The 23,329-nt window shown below is 63.8% G+C and carries 25 protein-coding genes; 13 read left to right on the forward strand and 12 right to left on the reverse strand.

Features of this window, described 5'->3' with window-relative positions:
- Positions 1-235: 235 nt before the first annotated feature.
- Together GC121_RS01755 and GC121_RS01760 are read left to right on the forward strand one after the other, a co-directional pair.
- Positions 236-433, forward strand: coding sequence for a YdcH family protein (locus GC121_RS01755; protein ID WP_151972474.1), 198 nt, complete (start codon positions 236-238; stop codon positions 431-433).
- 152 nt (positions 434-585) lie between these two features.
- On the forward strand, positions 586-1,053 hold the full coding sequence (locus GC121_RS01760) for a DUF1465 family protein (protein WP_151972475.1): 468 nt from the start codon (positions 586-588) through the stop codon (positions 1,051-1,053).
- Positions 1,054-1,106: 53 nt separating this feature from the next.
- On the opposite strand, the gene glpK is transcribed toward GC121_RS01760, so the two are convergent.
- Positions 1,107-2,594, reverse strand: a complete 1,488-nt coding sequence (gene glpK, locus GC121_RS01765) for a glycerol kinase GlpK (protein WP_151972476.1) — start codon at positions 2,592-2,594, stop codon at positions 1,107-1,109.
- Between the two features lie 25 nt (positions 2,595-2,619).
- Here glpK and GC121_RS01770 point away from each other — a divergent pair, with 25 nt between their 5' ends.
- The 6 genes from GC121_RS01770 to GC121_RS01795 all read left to right on the forward strand — a co-directional run bounded on the left by GC121_RS01770 (position 2,620) and on the right by GC121_RS01795 (position 7,874).
- Positions 2,620-3,534, forward strand: a complete 915-nt coding sequence (locus GC121_RS01770) for an MBL fold metallo-hydrolase (RefSeq protein ID WP_370513728.1) — start codon at positions 2,620-2,622, stop codon at positions 3,532-3,534.
- On the forward strand, positions 3,498-4,184 hold the full coding sequence (locus GC121_RS01775) for a DUF4230 domain-containing protein (protein WP_151972477.1): 687 nt from the start codon (positions 3,498-3,500) through the stop codon (positions 4,182-4,184). The genes GC121_RS01770 and GC121_RS01775 overlap by 37 nt, the downstream gene beginning before the upstream one ends.
- Positions 4,185-4,269: 85 nt before the next feature.
- Positions 4,270-5,025 (forward strand): hypothetical protein, encoded by a 756-nt coding sequence (locus GC121_RS01780; protein ID WP_151972478.1) that lies wholly within the window; start codon positions 4,270-4,272, stop codon positions 5,023-5,025.
- Between the two features lie 85 nt (positions 5,026-5,110).
- Entirely contained in the window at positions 5,111-6,097 is a 987-nt protein-coding gene (nadA, locus tag GC121_RS01785; protein ID WP_151972479.1) for a quinolinate synthase NadA, read from the forward strand.
- A complete protein-coding gene (locus GC121_RS01790) occupies positions 6,097-6,543 on the forward strand; it encodes a hypothetical protein (protein WP_151972480.1) in 447 nt (148 codons plus the stop codon). The genes nadA and GC121_RS01790 overlap by 1 nt, the downstream gene beginning before the upstream one ends.
- Entirely contained in the window at positions 6,540-7,874 is a 1,335-nt protein-coding gene (locus GC121_RS01795) for a DUF2254 domain-containing protein (protein WP_151972481.1), read from the forward strand. Before GC121_RS01790 ends, GC121_RS01795 begins: the two co-directional genes overlap by 4 nt.
- Here the strand turns inward: GC121_RS01795 and GC121_RS01800 are convergent.
- On the reverse strand, positions 7,852-8,757 hold the full coding sequence (locus tag GC121_RS01800) for a DMT family transporter (RefSeq protein WP_234421062.1): 906 nt from the start codon (positions 8,755-8,757) through the stop codon (positions 7,852-7,854). The two genes, GC121_RS01795 and GC121_RS01800, sit on opposite strands and share 23 nt — an antisense overlap.
- Positions 8,758-8,824: 67 nt before the next feature.
- On the opposite strand from GC121_RS01800, the gene GC121_RS01805 reads away from it, so the two are divergent.
- Positions 8,825-9,715 carry a CoA ester lyase gene (locus GC121_RS01805; RefSeq protein WP_151972482.1) on the forward strand — a complete coding sequence of 297 codons (891 nt, stop codon included), beginning with the start codon at positions 8,825-8,827 and terminating at the stop codon, positions 9,713-9,715.
- Between the two features lie 10 nt (positions 9,716-9,725).
- Here GC121_RS01805 and GC121_RS01810 read toward each other — a convergent pair whose 3' ends face one another.
- Positions 9,726-10,058 carry a hypothetical protein gene (locus GC121_RS01810; RefSeq protein ID WP_151972483.1) on the reverse strand — a complete coding sequence of 111 codons (333 nt, stop codon included), beginning with the start codon at positions 10,056-10,058 and terminating at the stop codon, positions 9,726-9,728.
- A gap of 12 nt (positions 10,059-10,070) precedes the next feature.
- The gene (gene lipB, locus GC121_RS01815) at positions 10,071-10,745 is read right to left on the reverse strand and encodes a lipoyl(octanoyl) transferase LipB (RefSeq protein WP_151972484.1); all 675 of its coding nucleotides are present in this window, start codon (positions 10,743-10,745) and stop codon (positions 10,071-10,073) included.
- A gap of 80 nt (positions 10,746-10,825) precedes the next feature.
- Between lipB and GC121_RS01820 the strand changes: the two genes are divergently transcribed.
- Positions 10,826-11,656, forward strand: a complete 831-nt coding sequence (locus GC121_RS01820) for a glycerophosphoryl diester phosphodiesterase membrane domain-containing protein (RefSeq protein WP_151972485.1) — start codon at positions 10,826-10,828, stop codon at positions 11,654-11,656.
- Between the two features lie 18 nt (positions 11,657-11,674).
- Here GC121_RS01820 and GC121_RS01825 read toward each other — a convergent pair whose 3' ends face one another.
- The 3 genes from GC121_RS01825 to GC121_RS15600 form a co-directional block, all read right to left on the reverse strand.
- Positions 11,675-12,301, reverse strand: coding sequence for a class I SAM-dependent methyltransferase (locus tag GC121_RS01825; RefSeq protein ID WP_151972486.1), 627 nt, complete (start codon positions 12,299-12,301; stop codon positions 11,675-11,677).
- Positions 12,302-12,395: 94 nt separating this feature from the next.
- Complete coding sequence (gene arsC / locus GC121_RS01830; RefSeq protein WP_151972487.1) at positions 12,396-12,740, reverse strand: arsenate reductase (glutaredoxin); 345 nt, start codon at positions 12,738-12,740, stop codon at positions 12,396-12,398.
- Between the two features lie 177 nt (positions 12,741-12,917).
- The gene (locus GC121_RS15600; RefSeq protein ID WP_234421063.1) at positions 12,918-13,088 is read right to left on the reverse strand and encodes a hypothetical protein; all 171 of its coding nucleotides are present in this window, start codon (positions 13,086-13,088) and stop codon (positions 12,918-12,920) included.
- On the opposite strand from GC121_RS15600, the gene GC121_RS01835 reads away from it, so the two are divergent.
- Positions 13,075-15,132 (forward strand): TonB-dependent siderophore receptor, encoded by a 2,058-nt coding sequence (locus GC121_RS01835; RefSeq protein WP_234421064.1) that lies wholly within the window; start codon positions 13,075-13,077, stop codon positions 15,130-15,132. The two genes, GC121_RS15600 and GC121_RS01835, sit on opposite strands and share 14 nt — an antisense overlap.
- A 36-nt stretch (positions 15,133-15,168) precedes the next feature.
- Here the strand turns inward: GC121_RS01835 and GC121_RS01840 are convergent, their stop codons facing one another.
- Positions 15,169-15,744: a (2Fe-2S)-binding protein gene (locus tag GC121_RS01840; RefSeq protein WP_151972489.1), complete on the reverse strand. Its 576-nt coding sequence runs from the start codon at positions 15,742-15,744 to the stop codon at positions 15,169-15,171.
- Positions 15,745-15,866: 122 nt separating this feature from the next.
- Here GC121_RS01840 and GC121_RS01845 point away from each other — a divergent pair, with 122 nt between their 5' ends.
- The gene (locus GC121_RS01845) at positions 15,867-17,276 is read left to right on the forward strand and encodes an MATE family efflux transporter (protein WP_151972490.1); all 1,410 of its coding nucleotides are present in this window, start codon (positions 15,867-15,869) and stop codon (positions 17,274-17,276) included.
- Here GC121_RS01845 and GC121_RS01850 read toward each other — a convergent pair.
- Both GC121_RS01850 and GC121_RS01855 read right to left on the reverse strand, forming a co-directional pair.
- A complete protein-coding gene (locus GC121_RS01850) occupies positions 17,273-18,064 on the reverse strand; it encodes a response regulator (RefSeq protein ID WP_151972491.1) in 792 nt (263 codons plus the stop codon). The two genes, GC121_RS01845 and GC121_RS01850, sit on opposite strands and share 4 nt — an antisense overlap.
- A gap of 262 nt (positions 18,065-18,326) precedes the next feature.
- Entirely contained in the window at positions 18,327-19,538 is a 1,212-nt protein-coding gene (locus GC121_RS01855; RefSeq protein ID WP_151972492.1) for an N-acetyltransferase, read from the reverse strand.
- Between the two features lie 80 nt (positions 19,539-19,618).
- On the opposite strand from GC121_RS01855, the gene GC121_RS01860 reads away from it, so the two are divergent.
- Positions 19,619-20,704 carry a fatty acid desaturase gene (locus tag GC121_RS01860; RefSeq protein WP_151972493.1) on the forward strand — a complete coding sequence of 362 codons (1,086 nt, stop codon included), beginning with the start codon at positions 19,619-19,621 and terminating at the stop codon, positions 20,702-20,704.
- A gap of 152 nt (positions 20,705-20,856) precedes the next feature.
- Here the strand turns inward: GC121_RS01860 and lptG are convergent, their stop codons facing one another.
- Together lptG and GC121_RS01870 are read right to left on the reverse strand one after the other, a co-directional pair.
- Complete coding sequence (lptG, locus tag GC121_RS01865) at positions 20,857-21,954, reverse strand: LPS export ABC transporter permease LptG (RefSeq protein WP_151972494.1); 1,098 nt, start codon at positions 21,952-21,954, stop codon at positions 20,857-20,859.
- Entirely contained in the window at positions 21,944-23,245 is a 1,302-nt protein-coding gene (locus GC121_RS01870) for an LptF/LptG family permease (protein ID WP_151975540.1), read from the reverse strand. The genes lptG and GC121_RS01870 overlap by 11 nt, the downstream gene beginning before the upstream one ends.
- Positions 23,246-23,329 lie beyond the last annotated feature (84 nt).

Below are 23,329 nucleotides of genomic sequence, written 5' to 3' on the forward strand. Positions count from 1 at the left end.
GTCTCCTTTGCCGTAACAGGGCGGCCAATCCGCCCTTGGGGGGGACGGCCGCGCAGGCATGACGACCGGCGAGGCCGCGTGCTGCGGACGACTCGCCAAGCGGCGAGCGCCGCAGAGTTGTCATCAAACCATAATATTCTTAATTGTCCAATGCCGCTGTCGATGAATCGCCCTTAACCTTCGCCATCCTGCGAACGGGGGTCTGCGAAAACTGGGCGAAGAGGGAAAAGCACGCGTGACCGAAGACGAAATGCGCAAGCGGCTGGCCGCGCTCAAAACCGAGCACCGCGATCTCGACGTGGCGATTGCCGCGCTGGAGGCAACCGGCGGGCCGGATCAATTGCAGGTCGCGCGGCTGAAAAAGCGCAAGCTGGCCTTGCGCGACCAGATGATGGTGATCGAAGATTACCTCACGCCCGACATCATCGCCTGACGCTCACCAGCCGCAAGCGCGCGGCAAAGCGTCTTGCTCTGAAACAGTCCACAATTGGTGCGGACAAGTGTCCTTAACGCTCTGGCCAGCGCCTGCGCCCGGGAGTAGCCCTTGGTGCCAGAGGATCGTCCAACACGTAAAAACCCGTTGCCATGTCACTGCCCGCCAACATCACCGCCGCGATTGTCGATGCCCTGTATGAGGACGCGCTTGCCTTGAGCGAAGAGGCGCGCGCCGTGTTTGACGAGCGTTATCAGGCGCCTGCGCTGTTCCAGCCGGAACCCGAAATGCGCATCGCCATGTCGTGCGAGGCCTTGCGGACGACGACGCGGCTGATGCACGCGCTCGCATGGCTGCTCAACCAGAAGGCTTATCTCAATGGCGAGATGAGCGAGTTCCAGCTGCGCCGCCACGGCCGCCTGCCACCCGCCGAACCCGCGAGTGATCCCAAGCAATTGGCGCTGCTCGACGCGCGCACGCACGATCTGATCGAACGCAGCCGCGCCTTCTACGCCCGCGTCGCCCGCATCGACGCCGCGTGGCGCAAACATTTCGCCATGCAGCCTGCGGCAATCCACCGTCTGAAAGACCGGTTGGGGCAGGCCTATGCGGTGCATTAATTGGGAGTGAGTAGGCTGTAGGCAGTTGCCAGTAGGGAAGACCAAACTACTGCCTACTGCCTACTCACCACCGCCTCGACAGCAGCATCCCAACGCCGCAGCCGCTCTTCGCGCACGCTCTCCGCCATGCCCGGCGCGAAGGCCTGCGACTTGCCGATCATCGCCTTTGCCGCGTCCTCCAGCGAGCCGTGCCAGCCGCAGCCGACGCTGGCGAGCATCGCTGCGCCCAGCGCGGTCGTCTCGACGAAATCGGGGCGGATCACGGTCACGCCGAGCAGGTCGGCAATGTCCTGCGCCATCCAGCTGTTCGCTGCCATCCCGCCATCGATTTTGAGCGTGGTCGGCCGTGCGCCGTCAGCGGCGAAGGCGCGGGCGAGATCGTAGGTTTGGTGCGCCATCGCCTCCAGCGCGGCGCGGGCGATATGCGCGCGGCCCGTATCGAAGCCCAGCCCGCTGATAATGCCGCGCGCTTCGGGCCGCCAATGCGGTGCGCCGAGCCCGGCAAGCGCAGGCACGATCACCACGCCGCCATTGTCGGGGATCGAGCGCGCCAGTTCCTCGGTCTGCGCTGCCTCGTCGATCAGGCCCAGCGTGTCGCGCAGATATTTGACGAGGCTGCCTGCCACGAACACCGCGCCTTCCACTGCATAATGTCGCGCGCCGCCCAGCTGGTAGAGAACGGTGCCGAGCAGGCGGTGCTGCGATGCGGGCAGCGCGGTGCCGGTATTCGCCAGCACGAACGCGCCGGTGCCATAAGTCGCCTTGGTCTCGCCGGGGGCGAGGCAGCCCTGCCCAATCGTTGCCGCTTGCTGGTCGCCCGCCATGCCGCAGATCGGGATCGGCGCGCCGAACAGGTCGGGATGGGTGGTGCCGAGTGCTCCGGCGCAATCGGTGATCGCGGGCAGCGCCGCTTTGGGTACGCCCAGCAGCGCGCACAGATCATCGTCCCAATCCGCCCCGTCCAGCGCCATCAGCAGTGTGCGACTGGCATTGCTGGCATCGCTGATATGCGTGTTGCCGCCGGTCAGTTTCCAGGTGAGCCAGCTTTCCACCGTCCCCAAGGCAAGCCGCCCGCCCTTCGCCGCTGCAGCCACCTCGGCCTCGTTATCGAGCAGCCAGCGCATCTTGGTGCCGGAGAAATAGGGATCGAGCAGCAGGCCGGTTTTCGCCTGCACCACGCCCTCATGCCCCGCCGCCTTCAGCTCTGCGCAAAACTCCGCCGTGCGGCGATCCTGCCAGACGATGGCTTTGGCGAGCGGTTCGCCCCGCGCCTTGTCCCACGCCACCACGGTTTCGCGCTGGTTGGTGATACCAATGGCAGCGACCTGCGCCGCCCCGCCCGCCTGTTCCACCATGGCGCGGGCGCAGGCCAGCGTCTTCTCCCAGATTTCGCCCGCATCATGTTCCACCCAGCCCGATTGCGGATAGAACTGCGTCAGCTCGTCCTGCGCCACGCCGCGCAGGCTTCCGTCCTGCGCAAACAGCATCGCACGCGTGCTGGTGGTGCCCTCGTCAAGAACAAGGATCAACGGCTCGGTCATTGGCATTCCCCTCTTCGCCCGCCATATGGCCGAGATGGCAAGTCCAGAGCAAGACCCCAGAAACCCCGCCAGCTGGCCGACCGGCCAGTGCGAGCAGTTGGAGCCACTGGTGGCGCGCGTGCTCGCGCCGAACCCCTCGGCTTTCACCTACACCGGCACGCAAACCTATCTGGTGGGGACAGACAAGCTCGCGGTGATCGACCCCGGCCCCGCCGATGCGCGGCATATCGAGGCGCTGCTCGCCGCGATTGGCGGGCGCGACGTGGTGGCGATCATGTGCACCCACACCCACCGCGACCACTCGCCCGCCGCCGCTCCGCTGGCGCAGGCCACGGGCGCGCCAATTGTCGGCTGCGCGCCGTTGGTGATCGACAGCGACGAACCGCGCATGGATGCCGCCTTCGACCGCGACTACGCGCCCGACCGCATTCTGGCCGATGGCGAGGCGGTGGCAGGCCCGGACTGGACGCTCCGCGCCGTCGCCACGCCCGGCCACACTTCCAACCACCTCTGCTTCGCGCTCGAAGAAAGCGGCGCGCTGTTTACCGGCGATCATGTGATGGGCTGGTCAACCAGTGTGGTCGTGCCGCCCGATGGCGATATGGGCGACTACCTTGCGAGCCTGGCGCTGCTGTATGAGCGGGCGGACAGCGTCTATTATCCCGCCCACGGCCCGGCGGTGGAGAAACCCCGCCAACTGGTGCGCGGCATGATCGGCCACCGCCGCGCGCGCGAAAAGCAGATCGGCAAATTGCTGGCCGGGCAGGCGCAGGCCATCGCCGATCTGGTGCCCGTGATGTATAAGGGCGTGGACGAGCGCCTCTGGCCCGCCGCAAGCATGAGCGTGAAGGCGCATCTCATTGATATGGAACAGCGCGGGCTGGTCAGCCGTTCAGGAGATATATGGACAGCGATACACGAAACCGAACCGACAGCCTGATTGTGGAACCGCGCGCCGCCGGAACGCTGGCAGCGCGCCCCACGGGCATCACCCCATGGGTCGTCATCGCGCTGATGGCGGCAGCCTTGGCGTGGCTGGCATGGGAGAAATGGGGGCCGCAGGATCAGGGCGATATTGTCGCCACCTCGATGCTCGTCTTCGAAAAGCAGAATTCGCTCACCGTCTTTTCCAGCCGCTTTGACGTGGTGGCGGAAAGCACCTCCACGCCCAGCATCGGCCCCGTCGAGCTGGGCGTGCTGGAATCGCGGCAGGCGATGATTGTGCCCGCCACGGTGGAATACCGGCTCGATCTGTCGGGCATGGATACGGGCGATTTCCGCTGGGACGAGGCGAACCAGCTGCTCGAAGTCGAGCTGCCCGAACTCACCGTCTCCACCCCCAATCTGAACGAGGCGCAGGCGCGCTTCTTCACCGATGGCGTGTGGGTCAGCCGCGATGCCTCGACACTGCTCAGCCGCTCCAACTCGCAAATCGCCGAGCGGCGCGCGCGCGAATTTGCGAGCAATGCCGAAGTCATGGGCCTTGCCAGAACCGCCGCGCGCGAGGCGGTGCAACAGAACCTCGCCATTCCCTTGCAAGTTGCCGGCTTTGGTGATGTTACGGTGCGCGTCCGCTTTGCCGATGAATAGCCCCGCTTGGCATCAAGACTTGGAAAATCGCCACGAACGGGCATAGTCGCTGCCGGGGATCGCGTTGTTTGCGGGGGGAAGGCAGATGGCATCATCGCCAGCACAGCAATTCGTCAAAGAAAACGGTTTCTACCGGCGTGTCGGCCTTGGACTGGCAGGGTTTGCCTTAGCCGCTTTCGCCATCGTCAATATTGGCGGCTACACCAACATTTTCGCAATGCCCCGCGCGACCCATATTCACGCCATTGTGATGGTCGCTTGGGTGGCCTTGTTCGCGGTGCAGAACATTATCGGCGCAGGCGCCAATATCGCGCTGCACCGCAAGCTCGGCTGGGCCGGTATCGTGTTGGCAACCGCTGTCATCATCACCGGGCTCGCCACACAGATCGCCACCTTGTCGGCGGGCCGCGTGCCGCCGATTTTCGATCCGGGCTATTTCCTTGCGCTGGGGGTCGTGAACATGACGCTGTTTGGCGGCTTCATCACGGCTGCGATCATCAACCGCAAACGCACCGACTGGCACCGGCGGCTGATGCTGGGCAGCTTCATCGTCTTCCTAGAACCGGTGCTTGGCCGCGCCATGCTGGTTATCACCACGCTGGCCGGAATGGATAACAGCCCCGGTGCCACGCCTCCTCCACCGATTGTGATCGAAATGCTGCGCTTCGTGCCGCATCTGCTGATCGTCGGAGCGATTGTGCTGCGCGACCGCACCATTCGCGGCAGCGTGCATCCGGCGCTGTGGTGGGTGCTGGCTGCCGTGCTCGTCAGCTATGGCGCAACCAATCTCCTCGGCTATTCCGCTCCGTTCCAGGAACTGGCGGCATCGCTGGTTCCATAACAACGCGCGCAGAGAGCGGAACCCGCTCGCATCCTGCCCCGTTGTGATTATATGCTAGGCAAATCAAAACGAGACGGGGCCAGACATGACCAAACAAACCGCCATTCCCACAGGGATCGACCTGCGCGAAGAGATTGACCGCCTGCGCAAGGAACGCAACGCGGTGATCCTCGCGCATTATTACCAGAAGCCCGAATTGCAGGATCTGGCCGATTTCGTTGGCGATTCGCTGGAACTGTCCAAAAAGGCGGCGGAGACCGATGCCGATGTGATCGCCTTTTGCGGCGTCAAATTCATGGCGGATACGGCGAAAATCCTCTCGCCCGAAAAGATCGTCGTGCTGCCCGATATGGATGCGGGTTGCAGCCTTGAAGATTCCTGCCCGCCGGACAAGTTCCGCGCATTCCGCGAACGCCACCCCGATCATATCGCGCTCACCTACATCAATTGCTCGACCGAGGTGAAGGCGCTGTCGGACGTGATCGTCACCTCCTCCAGCGCGGAGACGATTCTGTCGCAAATTCCGGCAGACCAGAAGATCATCTTCGGGCCGGATCGGCACTTGGGCGGCTATCTCAACCGCAAATTCAACCGCGAAATGCTGCTGTGGCCGGGCGTGTGCATTGTGCACGAGGCGTTCAGCGAGCGCGAGCTTTTGAAGCTGAAGGCCGAGCATCCCGAAGCCCCCATCGCCGCGCACCCCGAATGCCCGCCGCACATTATCGACCACGCCGATTATGTCGGCTCGACCAGCGGCATTCTCAATTTTGCGAAGACCTTCCCCGGCGACACGCTGATCGTGGCGACCGAGCCGCATATCATCCACCAGATGGAAAAGGCGCTGCCGGAAAAGAATTTCATCGGCGCGCCGGGCGCAGACGGGAACTGCAACTGCAATATCTGCCCGTATATGGCGTTGAACAATCTGGAAAAACTGTATCTGTGCCTGCGCGATCTGGAACCCCGCATCGAGATCGAAGAAAACCTGCGCGTCGCCGCGAAGAAGAGCCTCGACAAGATGCTGGAACTGGCCGCGGGGACGATCGGCAAGGGTGATCTGGGGCGGGTGTGATGATCCGCTTAGCTCTTGCGGCCTTGGCCTTCGCGCTTCCAGTGTCAGCTGCAGCGCAGGATCACGCCTATGCCGTCGGACAAGTTTGGGAATACGAAGAAGCCCCCGGCGATGAGGGCTCGTTGATCAAGATCCAACAAATCGAGACAATCGGTCCGCCAGACGACCCCTTTCTCGTCTATCATATCTCAATCATCGGTCTTGATTTTTCCGATTTTGGTATCCCGGACGAGGTGCAACATGTGCCCGTCTCTGTTGGTTCTCTGGACATGAGCGTGACACTGCAACACACTGGCGACGCAACGTTCCCGGATCATTCCGAAGGTGTTCGAATGTGGCACGAAGCAAACGGCGGCGTATTTACAATTTCTCTCGCTGAGATCGTCGGCATCGTGAGAGAGCAAATCGGACCGCAAATGCAACGTCAAACGAAATCCATCAAATGACCGCCAACCTCAAATTCGCGCTGCTGCGCCTAACGGCCAATTACTGGTTCTATCCCGCGCTGTTTTCGCTCGGCGCGGCGGGGTTGGCGTTGGCGATGATCGCTGCCGACCGGTCGGGGGCGGCGGCGTTTCTGTACGGACTTGACGGGTTCACCCCCGCGCAGCCCAAAGGCGCGGCGGATATGCTCACCGTGATGGCGGGCAGCATGATCGGCGTGGCGGCGACGGTGTTCTCGATCACCATCGCGGCGGTGGCCTATGCCAGCGGCAATTACGGGCCGCGCCTGCTCACCAATTTCATGGAGGATCGCGGCAACCAGTTGAGCCTTGCCACCTTCATCGCCAGCTTCGTCTACGCGCTGATCGTGCTGCGCGCGGTGCGGGCGGAAGGCGAGGTGCCTGCCGGTGCCGCCGAGGCCGCCGCCGCCCTGCCCGGCTTCACACCGCAGCTCTCGCTGCTCGTCGCCTATATATTGATGGCGGTCTGCGTCGCGGTGCTGGTCTATTTCCTCAACCACATCCCCTCCTCGATCCGCATCAGCACGGTGCTGGAGGATATTGGCGAGCGGCTGATCCGCGATCTGCGCGAAACCTATCCGGTGGAAGACGCATTGCAGGATGCGCGCGAGCCGGTGGCGGGAACGCAGGTGCGCTCGCAAGCGACCGGCTATGTCCAGTTTATCGATTTCACCGGGCTGGAGACCGCCGCGAAGGAGCATGGCGCGGTCATCTCGTTGATGATCCGCACCGGCGATTTCGTCCACCGCGATCTCCCGCTGCTGCAAATCGCGGGCGCCGATCCCGAAGGCTTTGCCGGTGATTTGCGCGCCGCCTTCACCTTCGGGGCCAATCGCACCGCCAGCCAGGACCCGCAATTCCTGATCGACCAGTTGGTCGAAATCGGCCTGCGCGCATTGAGCCCCGGCATCAACGATCCCTTCACCGCGATCACCGCGTTGCACTGGCTCGGCGCGGCGACTGCCGAAGTCGGGCGGCGCGATCTCCGCAAGGATGTGTGCGGCAAGGGTGTGGAGGATTGCTGCGTGATCCCACGTGCGGACGATTTTTCGCATTATGTCGAGCGCGGCTTCGGGTCGATCCGCAGCGCGGTTGCTGCCAGCCCCAATGCGGCGCGGATCATGCTCGAAGCGATCGAAAACGCCGCCGCGCCGATCCCGCACGCCAAGCGCCGGCAGATTCTGCGGCAGGAAGGCGATGCTTTGATGGAACAGGCACGGCTGACCCTGTCCGGCCCCGATCTCGAACGGCTGGAAACCCGCTACCGCGAATTTACCGATACGTTCGACGCTAAGCCGGTTCGGGCGGCTTAGCTGCGAGAACTTTGGGCTGGGCCATGCGCGCCAGCACCAGCGCGCTGCCCACCAGTGCAATGCCGAGAAAATCGAGCGGCAGCAGGATCTCGTCAAACCGCCACCAGCCCACCGCCGCCGCCACCGCAGGCTGGGTCAGCAGGGCAATCCCGATGATCAGTGGCGAGAAGTGCCGCAGCGCATAAACGAGCAACCCCTGCCCGACGATCTGGCTGGAAAAGGCGAGGATCAGCAGCGGCGTCCAGTCGCGCGGCATGATCGTCTCGCCCAGCACCAGCGCGGTTCCGAGCAGCACCAGCGCGCTCGCCATGCCCGCCCATGTCAGCACCGCCCAGCCACCCATCACCTTGCGCGCATCCTGCGCGGTGAGGAGGTATCCGGCGTAGAGCAGTCCTGCGAGGAGGCAGAACAGGTCGCCGATGAAGTTGCTCTGCGCAATCTCCAGCGAACGCCCCAGCAAGATCGCCGCGCCGGTCAGCGCCGCGATGATCGCGGGCCATTCGCGCCCCTGTGGCAGGCGGCGCAGCGCGATGAAGGCCCAGCACATCAGCACGACGCTGCCCGCATTGCCGAACAAAACCGCATTCGCCAGCCGCGTCTCGCCGATGCCGAGATGCCAGGCGGCAATGTCAAAGCCGAAAAACACTCCGCCCGCCAGCGCAAGGCCGGTCAGTCGGGGGCTGTGGCTGGTCAGCGCCTGCCGGTTGGCGAGCGCGATCAGCGCCACCAGCGGCAGCGCCAGCGCCACCCGCCAGAAGCCCGCCGCCACCGGCCCGGTATCCGCCAGCCGCACCAGCCACGGGCCAAGCGCAAGCGCGGCATTGCCCGCCAGCAGGGCGAGCATCGGCAGGGCTTTTCCCCGATCTGTGTCGTGCGCAGTCACCGCGCCGCTCTAGCGCGTGTGCCGCCTAGCCTATAGAGGCTCCGGCAAAACATTTGCGGAGAATGTAATGCCGATACGGTCCTGGATGTTTGTCCCCGGCGATAGCGAGCGCAAGCTGGAGAAGGCTCCGGCCAGCGGCGCGGATGTGGTGATCGTCGATCTGGAAGATGCGGTCGCGCCGGAGGCCAAGGAGAGTGCGCGCGCGCTCGCCCGCGAATGGCTGGCCGGGCGCAATGAGAATAGTGCCGGTGCTGGCGCGCCGCAATATTGGTTGCGCATCAATCCGCTCGACACGCCGCTATGGCAATTCGACGTCGAGGCGGTGCTGCCCGCCAAGCCCGCCGGGATTGTCGTGCCCAAGGCCACCAGCCCGCTGCAATTGCAGCGCCTGTCGGAAGTGCTTTACGAATTGGAGCCGCGCAACGGCATTGTGCCGGGTGCGACGCGGCTGCTGCCGCTGGTGAGCGAGACGGCGCAGGCGGCGAATGGCATTGCTGCCTATGGCCGCTCCAAACACCGCAGTTCGCGGCTGCTCGGGCTGACCTGGGGAGCGGAAGATCTCTCCGCCGCCATCGGTACCTCGCGCAAGCGCGATGCTTTTGGGCAGTGGACAGACCTCTTCCGCATGGTGCGCGCGCAGACCCTGCTGGCGGCACACGCGGCGGGGGTGGCCGCGATCGACACGCTACACGCCGATTTCCGCGATATTGCCGGGCTGCGCCGCACCGCGCGCGACGGCTTTGCCGACGGGTTTGCCGGAATGCTGGCGATCCACCCGGCGCAGGTGCCGATCATCAACGAATGCTTCACCCCCACGTCCGAGCAGATCGCGGAAGCCCGGGCGATTGTCGAACTGTTCGAAAGCAATCCCGGTGTCGGTGCGTTGCAGTTGGACGGACGCATGGTCGACCAGCCGCATTTCGTGCAGGCGCAGAAGCTGCTGGCGAGTGTGGAGTAAGGCTCAGGCCCTACTCTGCGCCTTCACCCTCACCCGCAGCAGGCGCGGCGACTTCGGCATCGGGCACCGGCTCCACCGCCGGTTCGGAAGCCTGCGCGGGCGCAGGGGCAGTCCCGCTGGTCGGTGCACCACTATCGCCCGCCTCCGGCTCCGGATCGGCTTGCGGCGCTTGCGAGCGTACCTGATCGAGCGGCAGCATCGCATCGCTGATCGTGCCTTCCAGCACTTCGCCGCTTTCCTCCGCCTCGCCCGCCTGCTCTGCGGGAGCAGTTTCGCCATTGCATCCGGCCAGCAGCAAAGCGGCAGGCAGCGCCAGAGCTAGAGTTTTGGCTGTTCTCGTCATGCGGCAGACCCTTTATGGCGTGTCGATCGCGGCGAGGAAATCGCCTGCGCGGGCGAGCAATGCCTCATCCCATGCCTCTGGCGCAACGGGTTTTCCCAGCATCGCCATGCTGGTGACGCCATATTCCGCAATGCCGCAGGGAACGATGCCCGAAAAATGCGCGAGATCGGGTGCGAGATTAACGGCAAAGCCGTGCATCGTCACCCAGCGCCGCACGCGCACGCCGATGGCCCCGATCTTGGCTTCAGCGCCAGTGAGATCGTGCGTCCAGATGCCGACCCGTTCGGGCACGGCAAAGGCCTCCACGCCGAAATCGCCGAGCGTCGCGATCACCCAATCCTCCAGCGCATGGACAAAGCCGCGCACATCTTTCTGCCGCCGCGCGAGGTCGAGCAGCACGTAGCAAACCCGCTGCCCCGGCCCGTGATAGGTATAGCGCCCGCCGCGCCCAGTCTCGACCACATCGAAGCGCGGATCGACCAGTTCGGCCACATCCGCGCTGGTGCCCGCCGTGTAGACAGGCGGATGTTCAAGCAGCCAGACCAGTTCCGCCATCTCGCCCGCCGCAATCGCGGTGTTGCGCGCCTCCTGCTCGGCCAGCGCGGTGCGATAGTCGGTCAGGCCGGACGAACGCCGCCACTCTATGCCATCGGGCAGCGGCAGCGGGGGATTGGATAGCGAGGTCATCATCATGGGCCGATTAGCATTGCGCGGGCGGGGTCGCCGCGACTATCAGGGCCTATAGCCAATTTGCGAGGGAAAACCGAATGTCGAAACCGCTGGATCTGGGCAAGGCGTGGGAAAGCGCAGTAGCCATGCTGGGCGCGAACAAGGATGTGATCCTGATCGTCGCCGCGGTGTTCTTTTTCCTGCCCAACGCGATATCGGGCGTGTTCATCCCCGCACCGGCGGAAATCACCGCAATGATGGAATCGGGCAATCCCGATCCGCAGGCGATGGTCAATGCGCTAACGGCCTATGTCGGCGGGGTCTGGTGGATTTATGCGTTGGTGGCAGTGGTGTCGGGCATCGGCACGCTCAGCCTGCTTGCGCTGCTGACCAATAGCCGCCGGCCGACCGTGGGCGAAGCGATCAGCATCGGCCTCAACAGCGTGCTTACCTATATCGCGGCGCAGTTGCTGGCGCTGCTGGCGGCTTTGACCGTCATCTTCCTGCCCGCCGCGCTTGGGTATATGATCGCTCCCGCGCTTGCCTTGCTGTTCTATCTGATCGGCCTGGTGGTGTCGGTCTATCTCTACGTCAAATTCTCGCTCGCCTCGCCGATCATCGCCATCGAGGGGGTGCGCAATCCGCTCACCGCGCTGGCGCGTTCGTGGCGGCTGACCAAGGGCAATTCGCTGCGGATATTCGCGTTCTATTTGCTGCTCGGCATCGCCATTATCGTGCTGTCGCTGCTCGTCGGGCTGTTGCTCGGCGTCTTCTCGCTGTTCGGCGAGCAGGTCGGCCTGTTTGCCGGTTCGATCGGCGGCGCGCTGTTCGGAATGCTCACCACCAGCGTGATGGTGGCGGTGATGGCCGCGGTGCACCGCCAGTTGAGCGATGCGCCCGTCGTGAGCGTTGGTGATACGTTCGACTAGGCCGGTTAGTCCGCCGGTTCAGTCGGTCTGCCAGCCCCAGGCAAGGATGCAGGGCGGGATGTTCCACCAGACATAACCGGTTTCCACCTTGGGGAAGACTTCTGCCGTCAGATCCCGCGCCGCACCCTTGAACTGGTAGGTCATGAAGGCACCGCCCTTGCGGATCACCCGTCCGGTGGCGGCGACAATCGCCTCGCCCACGCCTTCGGGCAGGGTCGAGAAGGGCAGGCCGGAGAGGACATAGTCGGCTTTCTCGTGGCCGATCATCCGGACGATGTCTTCCACATCCTCGGCGGAACCGAGCACCGCGTGAAAGCGGCTGTCGCGGATCGTCTTCTTCAGATAGTCGATGAACAGCGGGTTGGTGTCGATCACCAGCAGCTCGCCATCACGAGGGAGCCGGTCGAGGATCGGCTGGCAGAAGGTGCCGACGCCGGGGCCGTATTCGACGAACAGTTTGGTATTCGCCCAGTCGACCGGCGCGAGCATTGCGTTGATGGTGACGCGCGAGGACGGGATGACCGAGCCGACCATGCGCGGTTCTTCGATAAAGCCTTTGAGGAAGACACCCGCCGGGCCGAGGAACCGCTTGATCCGTGTGCCGAGGCCGACGCGCTGTTTGCGCGCGAAGTCATTGCTGCTCATCGCTTTGGTGTCATCCTTGTCAAATTTGTGACACGCGCGTTCGCATTGCCCCGCGCCGAATGCAAGGGGCTTGCGATTGGGCGTGGGGACGGCGTCAGAGGATTTCCTCGACCTTTTCCTTCGGGCGGCACAGGCGCACGCCCTTGGCGGTTTCCACCAGCGGGCGCTCGATTAGCGCAGGCTCTGCCGCCATGGCGGCCAGCACCGTGTCGGCATCGGCATCGGGCAGGCCGCTCTCCGCCGCATCGGTGCCGCGCAGGCGCAGCCCCTCGGCAGGCGTCATCCCGGCATCGGCGAAAAGCTGCGCGAGCTTGTCGCGGCTTGGCGGGTTCTTGAGATATTCGATGATCTCGACCTCCACCCCGTCGCGCGCTTGCAGTATCGCTAGCGTGTTGCGCGAGGTGCCGCATTTCGGATTGTGCCAGATCGTTGCCTTCACCTGCGCTGCACTCCTCTGCTCCGGTATTGGAGGTCTGAACCCGATAGCTAGGCGCGAAAAAATTGACCGCAAGGCCGGATTTCCTGTTGCCAGTGCAAATCATTCGCAATAAGAGGCTTCTTGCAAATCACTCGCAATAGCGACTCAAAAGAAAACACGTAGGGGAAGTACCATTCGTTACACCGCCATCCGCCTCGCCCTGTTCGCCAGCGCCGCCGCCATCGCGCTGCCCGCCGCCGCGCAGGAAGGGCAGAACACCACACCCGTCATCGATCCCGCCATCAATGGCGGCGCGCCGGTCGCCACTACCGACACTGCCGTCGATCCCGACGATGTGATTATCGTCACCGGCGAAGTGCTCTATTCCGATCAGGTTACCGCTTTGCGCACCCCCACCCCGATCATCGATGTGCCGCAGAGCCTCTCCATCATCACCGCTGACGAGATCGAGCGGCGCGGCTTTACCAGCATCGGCCAGATCGTCGATTACACGCCGGGCATCACCACTTCGCAAGGCGAAGGCCACCGCGATGCCGTGGTGTTCCGCGGCGTGCGTTCCACCGCCGACTTCTTCGTCGATGGCCAGCGCGACGATGTGCAATATTATCGCGGCCTGTATAATCTGGAGCAGGTGGAGGTGCTGCGCGGCCCCAATGCGCTTTTGTTCGGCCGCGGCGGCACCGGCGGGATCATCAACCGCGTCACCAAGAAGGGCGAGATTGGCGAAAATTTCGCCGCCGGGCAGATCGCGCTCGATACGTTTGGCGAATTCGGCGTGCAGAGCGATCTCAACCTGTCGATCAGTGACAATGCGGCCTTCCGCCTCAATGCCTCGTTCGAAAGCCTCGCCAATCACCGCGACTTCTATGAAGGCGAGCGGATCGGCATCAATCCCACGCTGCGCTTCCAGCCGGGCGCGGGCACGGTGATCGACCTGTCCTACGAATATATCGATCACAACCGCTTCATCGATCGCGGGATCCCCACCGGCGCCGATGGCCGCCCGGTGGAAGCATTCTCCGATATTGTCTTTGCCGATCCCGAGCAGAATTTCCACGAGCTGGAAGCCCATGTGCTGCGCGCCAATGTGCAGCACCGCTTTTCGGACAATCTGAAAGGCGTGTTCAGCGCCTTCTACGGCGATTACGACAAGGTCTACGTCAACGTTTTCACCTCGGGCTACAACCCGCTGCGCACGCCCGATGTCGTCACGCTGGACGGCTATATCGACGCGACGCAGCGGCAGAACCTGATCCTGTCGGGCAATCTTATCAGCGATTTCGACGTGGCAGGCACGCACCACACGCTGATTGTCGGCGGCGAATATATCAATACCGGTTCCGACCAGTTCCGCTTCAACACCTTCTGGGACACGACGCAGGACGACAACGAGATTTTCACCATCGCCCGCCCGCTGGCGCTGCGCAACAATCTCGGCACCAACGCTGCAGGCCTGCCCACGCGCAACGATTACACCGCCGATCTGAACGACGATACACGCGTGACGCTGGATGTGGTCTCGCTCTACATCCAGGACGAGATCGAGGTGACCGACTGGCTGCACCTCATTCTGGGCGCGCGGTTCGATAGCTTTGCGATTGATGTCGACAATGTGGTGTCGGGCGAGCAGCGCAGCCGCACCGACGAGGAAATCTCCCCGCGCGGCGGCATTATTCTGAAACCGGCAGAGAATATCTCCTTCTACGCCAGCTATTCGGAAAGCTTCCTACCGCGTTCGGGCGAACAGTTCACCGATATCAATGGCAGCGCGAACGCGCTGGCGCCGGACATCTTTACCAATCTGGAAGCGGGGGTGAAATGGGATTTTGTCGACGGGCTAAGCCTTACCGCCGCGATCTTTGAAATCGAACAAAGCTCGCCGCAGCCTGCGGACAATGATCCGGCAACGCTCGATGTGATCGATTCCACGATCCGCGGTTTCGAGCTGTCGCTGATTGGTGAAGTGACGCCGGGCTGGTATGTCTCGGCAGGCTACAGCTATCTCGACGGGGCGCAGGTCGATGCCTTCGGCAATGAAGGGCTGCGTCCGCGCGAATTGCCCGAAAACACCTTCTCGATCTGGAACCAGGTCGAAGTAACCGACGGGTTGAGCCTCGGCCTTGGCCTCACGCATCAGGGTGACAGCTTCGCCAGTAACGGAAATGTGACCTATACCGGCCTCAATGGCGACCGCGTGACCACGCGCCCGGTAATGCCCGCCTACACCCGCCTCGATGCTTCGATCAGCTACGACGTTTCGGAAAATCTGCGCCTGCAGGTGAATGTCGAGAACCTGACCGACACGCTCTACTTCCCCAATTCGCACAGCACGCATGAGGTGAGCGTGGGCGCGCCGCTGAATGCGCGCTTTGCGATCAGCGGGCGGTTCTAGGCGGAAGCAAATCCCGGAGCGCGGGGATAGTCCCCTTTAGTCCCCGCTCTCTCCTGCCTCGCCAGCGCCCTCTCCCCCGGAAGGGCCCATGGCGGGAACGGCACGCGCCGCGTCCGCCGGGTCAATGCCCGGAGCGGGCGCGGCGCTGATGCGTTCCTGACGGCGGGTGACGCGGCCTGCGCGCTGCACAGCGGCAATCAGCCGCGGATAGACCCCGCAGCGGCACAGATTGGGAATCGCCGCACGGATATCTTCCTCGCTCGGGTCGGCATTCTTGGCAATCAGCGCGGCTGCGGCCATCGCAATGCCGGGCGTGCAATAGCCGCACTGGATCGCCTGTTCGGCCACTAGCGCCTGCTGCACCGGATGCGAGCGGTCGCGGCTCAGCCCTTCGATGGTGGTGATAAAACGCCCCTCGGCCTCGGCAATAGTGACAAGGCAGGAACGCAGCGCCTCCCCGTCGATCAACACCATGCACGCGCCGCAATCGCCCGCGCCGCAGCCATATTTGGTGCCGGTCAGATTGGCCGCATCGCGCAAGGCCCACAGCAAGGGGGTCTGCGGATCCATGTCGAAAGAGACCGGCCTGTCATTCACCGTCATTGCGGGCATGGGGAATTTCGCGCTCCGAAATCGTGTTTGAGTCCGTCTTGCCGATCACGCGGGCAATGTCGAGATGCGCCGCGGCACATCTCCCCATTGCCAATGCCGCCGGGAGGTCTAGGGGTTTGCTGATGAACGCGGCCACACCCAGCGACGTTGCGACGTCCGATCCAACCGCTCCCGACCCAGCTTCCCGCGCCAAACTGGTGCGCGGCTCCATCGCCGGGCACCTGCTCGGCCAAACCGTGCCCGCGATTGTCGGCGTCGCCGCGATCATGTCGGTGGGCGTGATCGATGCCTATTTCATCGGCCAGCTGGGCGGCGCCGAACTGGCGGCGATCAGCTTCATCTTCCCCGTCATCACCGCGCTTTCCAGCCTGGGCGTGGGGGTGATGGTGGGGATCAATTCGGTGGTGGCGCGCGCGCTTGGCGAGGGCGATCACGACCGCGCGCTGGCCCGCGCCAATCTGGGCATGATCCTCGGCCTGCTTTCCGGACTGGTGATCGGCGTGGCACTTTTCGCGCTGCGGGAACCGCTGTTCGTGCTGATGCAGGCCGATGCCGCGATCCTGCCGCTGATCGATGAATTCATGGCGCCCTTCGCGCTCGGTTTTCCGCTGATGATGACGATGATGGGCATGACCGGGGTGATGCGCGGGCAAGGCGCGGCCAAGAGCAATACGGCGGTGCTGATCCTTTATTCGGCGGCGAACTGGGTGCTCGATCCGCTGCTGATTACCGGAGCGTTCGGGATTGCGGGATACGGCGTGGCGGGCGCGGCCTACGCCACGATTGGCGGCTGGCTGATCGCCATCGGTTTCGCCTTCTGGCTGCTCGGGCGGCTCGATTTGCCCTTTGCGCCGGGGTCGGTTCGCAATTGCCAATGGGGCAAGCAGCTCGCCGCGATCAGCCGCGTGGCCGCGCCTGCCGCCTTTACCAATTCGATCAATCCGGCGGGGCTTGCCGTGCTGACCGCCCTGCTCGCCGCAGAGGGCCAAGCAGCGGTTGCAGGCTTTGGCACAGGCGGGCGCTTGCAGAGTTTTGCCGTGGTGCCGCTTCTGGCGCTGTCAGGCTCGATCGGCTCTATCGTCGGGCAGAACTGGGGCGCGGCGGAATATGGCCGGGCGCGTAGCGCGCTGCTCCAAGCGTGTATCTGGGCGGCAGGCTATGCGCTGGTTGCCGCGGCCGGCCTGTTCCTGTTCGCCGACTGGTTCGCGCGGGCTTTCACCGACGATCCGGAGGTGAGCGCCGCCACGGTGCAATATCTCGCAATATCGGTGTGGGGCTATGCCGGCTTCGGCGTGCTGATCGTGGTCAACGGCGCGTTGAACGCCATCGACCGTGCGTCGAGCGCGATGGCGCTGTCGCTTTCCCGCGTGCTGCTGGTGATGATCCCCATCGCCTGGCTCGCCCGCGCCGCTTTGGGCACCGAGGCGATTTATTATGCAGAGCTCGCCGCCAATCTGCTGGGCGGACTGGCGGCGGCGGCCATCGCGTGGTGGGCGCTGTGGCACAAGGCACCGCGCCCGCAACCGGCCTAAAGCGGACGCGTGCTCCCGAAGAACAGCGCCTGGCTGATCGCCGCGCGCACCGCATCTTCTTGGAACGGCTTCGTAATCAGATAGGTCGGCTCGGGCCGGTCTCCGGTGAGCAGCCGTTCGGGATAGGCGGTGATGAAAATCACCGGCACGCTGCCCTGCGCAAGGATATCGTCCACCGCATCAAGGCCGGAAGACCCGTCCGCCAGCTGGATATCCGCCAGCACCAGACCCGGCGTTTGCCCGGCGATAACGTCCTGCACCTGTGTGCGGGTGGCGGCGGTGCCGCAAATCTCGTGGCCGAGCGCGCGCACCAGATCTTCGAGCTGCATCGAAATGAGCGCCTCATCCTCGATTATCAGCACGCTGGTGGTCGATTCGCGATCAATCTCGGCCACCGCCTCGCGCACCAAAGTCTCGATTTCTGCAGGCTCCATGCCCATGATCGTGGCTGCGTCGGCGGCGCTGAAATCTTCCACCGTGGTGAGTAACAAGGCCTGCCGGTTGAGCGGGGTGATCCGCCGCAACTGGCCCTGTGCGGCGATTTCGTGCACGCTGCCCGAGGCCTGCGCATCAGCGACTTCGAGATAGGCGCTCGACCACACGCGCGAGAACGCGGCGTAGAGCGGCACGCGCCCACCGCGCAGCGATCCTGCCAGTTCCTCATCGGCCAAGGCCGCTTCCAGGGTCGCCTGCACAAAGGCATCGCCGGTCGACTGCGAGCCCGTCAGCGCGCGGGCATAGCGGCGCAGGAACGGAAGATGAGCCGCAACTTCGGCACCGATGGACATAGAAAACCCCTCACGGAATGGATGATGCAGAGTGAACGCCCGGTGCGACTGGCGGTTCCGGCCTTGCGTGCGCACCGTATCCGGCAGCTTTTCGGAAGGATGCAAAAAATTTCACGCCGCCGGGGAACCCCTCGCCGGAATGCGCATTTCATTACCATCACCGCCGAAGACCCCCCCTCCCGTCCAAATCGGCAGGTGATACGATCCCGGAAGGCCCTCGCTCCCATGCGGAGCGGGGGCCTTTCAAATTTCGGGCCGCGCCTCACAGATCCTTCTGGTAAATCCGGTATTCGCGGTTGATCTTGGATTCGATCGCATCGGCGATGGCGACCATCCCTTGATTGTCTTCCAGAATCCAGCCAACCTCCGCCCGCTGTGCCCCGTGCTCGGCCACGGCATAGCGGCGGATATATTCGATCATCATAAAGGCAAGCTGGCTGGCGAGCCGCGAGTTCTGGTATTCCGGCACCACCCCCATCAGTGGCACGCGCCAGTTCACCGCGTCCGGCTTGCGCAGCCACCAAAGCAGCTTCGCCCAGTTGAAGGGGAAGAGCTTGCCGTCAAAATCCTTGAGCTTCAGATTGATGTCAGGCCATGCGAGCATGAAAGCAGCAGGCTTGCCATCGACTTCGGCAATCATATTCGCGCCCGACTGGATCAGCGGTTTCAGCTTCTTGCCGCCATAAGCCTTCTCGCGTTCGGTAAAGGGCACAAAGCCCCAATTCTTCGACCATGCGGAATTGAGAATGTCGAGGATGATATCCGCCTCCTCGGCAAAGCGCGATGTATCCACGGGCCGCACCTTGATCTTGCTGCTGCGCTCGCCCGAGGCGACGATGCGGTTCACCAGTTCGGGGAAACCGTCGCGCACATTGTGCAGATCATAGGTGTAAAGCCGCTTGGCCACGGCATAGCCTTGGGCCTCCACCCAGCCTTCATAAGCGGCATTGTGGTGCCCCATTAGCAGCATAGGCGGGTGATCGTGGCCTTTGACCAGCAGCCCCGGCTCTTCCCACACCGACAGGCTGATCGGCGCGAGCACGCGGGTCATGCCTTCCTCGCGCAGCCACTGTTCGGCACGGGCAATGAGCGCGGCCATCACCGCGTCGTCCGTGGCTTCCATCAGCCCCCAATTGCCCGTTCCCGGCCCCATGCCCTGTTCGGGCGGCTGGGCGAGCGCGAGTTCGTCATAATGCGCGGAAATCCGCCCGACGACCGCTCCGCCGCGCTTGGCGAGGAACAATTGCATCCGCGCGTGATCGTGAAACGGGTTCTTCCCCGGCGTCAGCAGTTCCACCATATCGGCGCGCAAGGGCGGCACCCAATTCGGGTCATTGGCATTCAGTCGATAAGCGCAATCGATAAATGCATTGAGGTCGGACTTGCCCGCAACGGGCACAATCTCTATTTCAGCGGCCAATTCCGGCGTCCTTCGTTCAGCTGCGAGCAGCACTTTTTGTGTCAGGGGCGTCATAACAAGCGTGCGCCGCGCCGCAACGGTTTGAAGCCAAGCGCTGTGGAACACTTGGAAAGCGTAAAGAGCAGACCATCGTCATGAACCCGGCGACATCACCCGATAATGTGCATACCGGCCCCGCCGTAGAGCGCCGCCGCGTGCACGCCGATATTCCCGATGACAAGGCGATGCTGAAAGCCGCAGCGCAATTGACGCGCGATATCGACAAGGCCCGCCCCGAAATCTACTGGCCCGATATGCTGGTGAGCGCCTTTGCGGGATATGCCCTGCTGGCGGGCGCTATTCTGCTGGAGCCGACATGGCTTGCCGTGCTGAGCGGTGTGTTGGCGATTTACCCGCTCTATCGCGCGCTGCTGTTTATTCACGAAATCAGCCATCTGCACCGTGACGCGCTGCCCGGTTTCCGCACCGCGTGGAATCTGGTGGTGGGCATTCCGATGCTTACGCCAAGCCTGATGTATGACAGCCCGCACCGCATCCACCATTCGCGCCAGCGTTATGGCACGGCGGAAGACCCCGAATATATGCCGCTCGCGCTGATGAAGCCGTGGAGCCTGCCGTTTTTCGTCCTGGTCGCCGCGCTTGCGCCGATTGCACTGGTGGTACGCTGGGGCGTTCTTGCGCCCATTGGCGTGGTGATCCCCGCCGTGCGCCGTTTCGCGTGGGAGCGGTTCTCCACCCTCGCCATCAATCCCGATTTCCGCCGCCGTCCGGCGGACGAGAAAGACCGGAACTGGTTCCTCTTCCAGCAGGCGGGATGCAGCCTCTGGGCGCTGTTCCTGATGAGCACGCCGTTCTGGCTCGGCTGGAAGCCGTTGCTGGTCGCCATGGCGGTGACGGGCGCGGTGGCGACGTTCAACCAGCTGCGCACGCTCGTCGCCCATTTGTGGGAGAATGACGGCGAGGCGATGACGGTGACCGCGCAATATCTCGACAGCGTCAACGTGCCGCACTGGATCGCGGGCCTGTGGGCGCCCGTAGGCCTACGCTATCACGCGACGCACCACCTGATGCCCTCGCTCCCTTACCACTCGCTGCACGAGGCGCACAAACGCATCAGCGCGCATCTGGGCGCAGGCTCGACCTTTGACGAGGCCAGCCACAAGGGAATGTGGCCGCTGGTGGGCCGGATCGCGAAAAGCACGATGGGGCGGCGGGGTTAGCCGAAGCTCCCCTCCCCTTGGGGAGGGGCTGGGGGTGGGGGTTCCACGCCAATTTGATGCCGTACCCCCATCCCAACCGTAGGCGCTTCGCACCGTCTGCGACTCCCCCAAGGGGAGGGCTCTTTTTTCGCGCGAGCTTTCTTGGAGGCGCGCTACTCCTCTGTCCGCACAAGCACCGCCTCGCCGACGAACAGGAACAGGAAGAAAGGCGCCCATGCCGCGAGCAGGGGCGAGTATCCGCCGAAGCTGCCCATGGCGAGCGCGGCGTTGTCGACGACGAAATAGGCAAAGCCCAGCGCCATCCCGATCACCGCGCGCAGGAACAGATTGCCCGAGCGGGCAAGCCCAAAGCCCGCCACCGCGCCCAGAAGCGGCATCAGGATGGCGGACAAAGGCCCTGCGATCTTGTGCCACCATTTGGCTTCGAGCTCGTCCGTCCGGCGGCCTGCCGATTGCAGCGCTTCGATGCTATTGCCCAATTGCATCAGCGTCTCGCCATCGGGATCGACGCGGCCGAGTTCGACCTGCCCGATGGTCACGCCTTCGGCCAGCACCATAGTGCCCAGATCGGTTGCCTCGGCGGTGGCGACGACAAAGCCCGTCGCGTCCTCCATCTGCCAGCCGGGATTGGCGAAGGTGGCGCGGTCGGCGCGCACCTGCCGCACGATCATGCCATTGCCGTCGCGGCTGTAATAGGTGACGTCGGTCAGCACCGTCGCCTCGCCCCGCCCGCTCGCGCTGCGCGCCATCAGCACGCTCGATCCGTCGCTGAAATAGACATTGCCGCGCGTGTCGGGCGTTGCCGGAACCGCGGCATATTCCACGTCCTCCCACGCTTTCAGCGTCGCGGTGGCGCGGGTGACGATGCGCTCGTTAAAGGCGAACGAAACCCCGGCAATCACCACGCCCAGCAGCAGCAGCGGCGCGAGGATCTGGTGTGCGGAAAGCCCCGCCGCTTTCATCGCGATCACTTCGGAATTCTGGTTCAGCCCCGCCAGTGTGATGATCGTTGCCAGCAGCACCGAATAGGGCAGGAAACGCGCGACCAGCTGCGGCACGCGGAGCGAGACATATGTCCACAGCTCGGCATTGCCATTGCCCTCGACGGCAAGAATGTCCCCCGTCTTGCCCAGCAGATCGAGCGACATCAGCACCAGCACCAGCATCGCCAGCACCGCGACAATGCGCACCGCGAACATCTTCGTCAGATAGATCGTCAGCCGCCGCGAGGGGAAGAAATCAAGCAGCACCGCGGCCCTCCTGCAACGCGCCGCGTTCGGCCAGTTCGGCCTGCTGCATCGCCAGATCGTCCTCCGTACCAAACTCGCCTTCGGGCACCACGCCTTTCAGCCGGTTGCGCCCGAACAGCTTGCTAAGCGCGCGGCCGATTTTCGAGTAGGCCTTTTCGAGGAAGCCGATGGGCCGCCCGCCCGGCACGAAGGCGACTTGATAATACATCCAGAAAATCATCGCCGCGAGCACCGCAAACGGTCCCCACAGCGCAAGGAAGGGGTCAAGCTGGCCGATGGCGGCGACTTCCGATCCGTACTGGTTGATCTTGTGATACGCGACGACGATGATGATCGAGAGGAAGACGCCCAGCGCGCTGGTCGACCGTTTAGGCGGGATGGCGAGCGACACCGCGAGCAGCGGCAGCATCAGCATCATCACCACTTCGACCATGCGGTAATTGAACACTGCTTGGCTGGCGACGCGTGCCTCCGCACTGCTTTCCTCGCTCCAGCCGATTTCGAGCAATTCGGGCAGCAGATATTCGCGTTCGCTCTCCCCGCGTTCGCGGAACTGTTCGAGCGCGGGCAGATCAATCGGCAGATCGTGCTGGGTGAAGCTGAGGACGCGCGGCGGGCCTTCTGGCACTTCGTGCACAATCGTCCCGTCCACCAGCCGCAGGATGATCGTGTTGCGGTCTTCCCGATTGGCGAGGAAGCGTCCGTGGCGGGCCGAGATCGACAGCACCTGCCCGTCATCATCCGCCAGCCGCGCGAAGATGCCGTCGAGCTGGCGGCCTTCATCCTGACTGCCTTCGATCCGCAGCGCCATCCGGTCTTGAATGACGTTGAACTCGCCGACCTTGATCGACGCACCCAAGGCGCCCGAGCGCAATTCGAATTGCAGTTCCTGATAATCGAAATGGGCGCGCGGCTGGATATAGCCGACAATCGCGAAATTGAGCGCCACCAGCCCGAACGTCAGCAGATAGGGCACCCGCAGCAGCCGCGTATACGACCAGCCGACCGCGCGCATCACATCCAGCTCGCTGGACGTCGCCAGCTTGCGGAACGCCAGCAGCACGCCCAGCAACAGCCCCAGCGGGATCGACAATCCGGCATATTCCGGAATGAGGTTCATCAGCATCCGGAAGACGACATTGATCGGCCCGCCTTCGGCGCTCACGAATTCGAACAGGCGCAGCATCTGCTCCAGCATCAACAGGCTCGCCGCGAGCACGAACACGCCGACCATAGGCACAATCGTGAGCCGGAAAATGTAGCGGTCGGCAGCGGTGATGAAGCGGGACAACAGGTTCACTCGATTATGCAGCGATTGCACCCTGCCCTAGCGCCATTTTTGCAGGAGGTCAGCCCCCGCTCGAGGCCCGTGGCC

Source organism: Erythrobacter sp. EC-HK427 (assembly GCF_902498745.1).
Lineage (GTDB): Bacteria > Pseudomonadota > Alphaproteobacteria > Sphingomonadales > Sphingomonadaceae > Alteraurantiacibacter.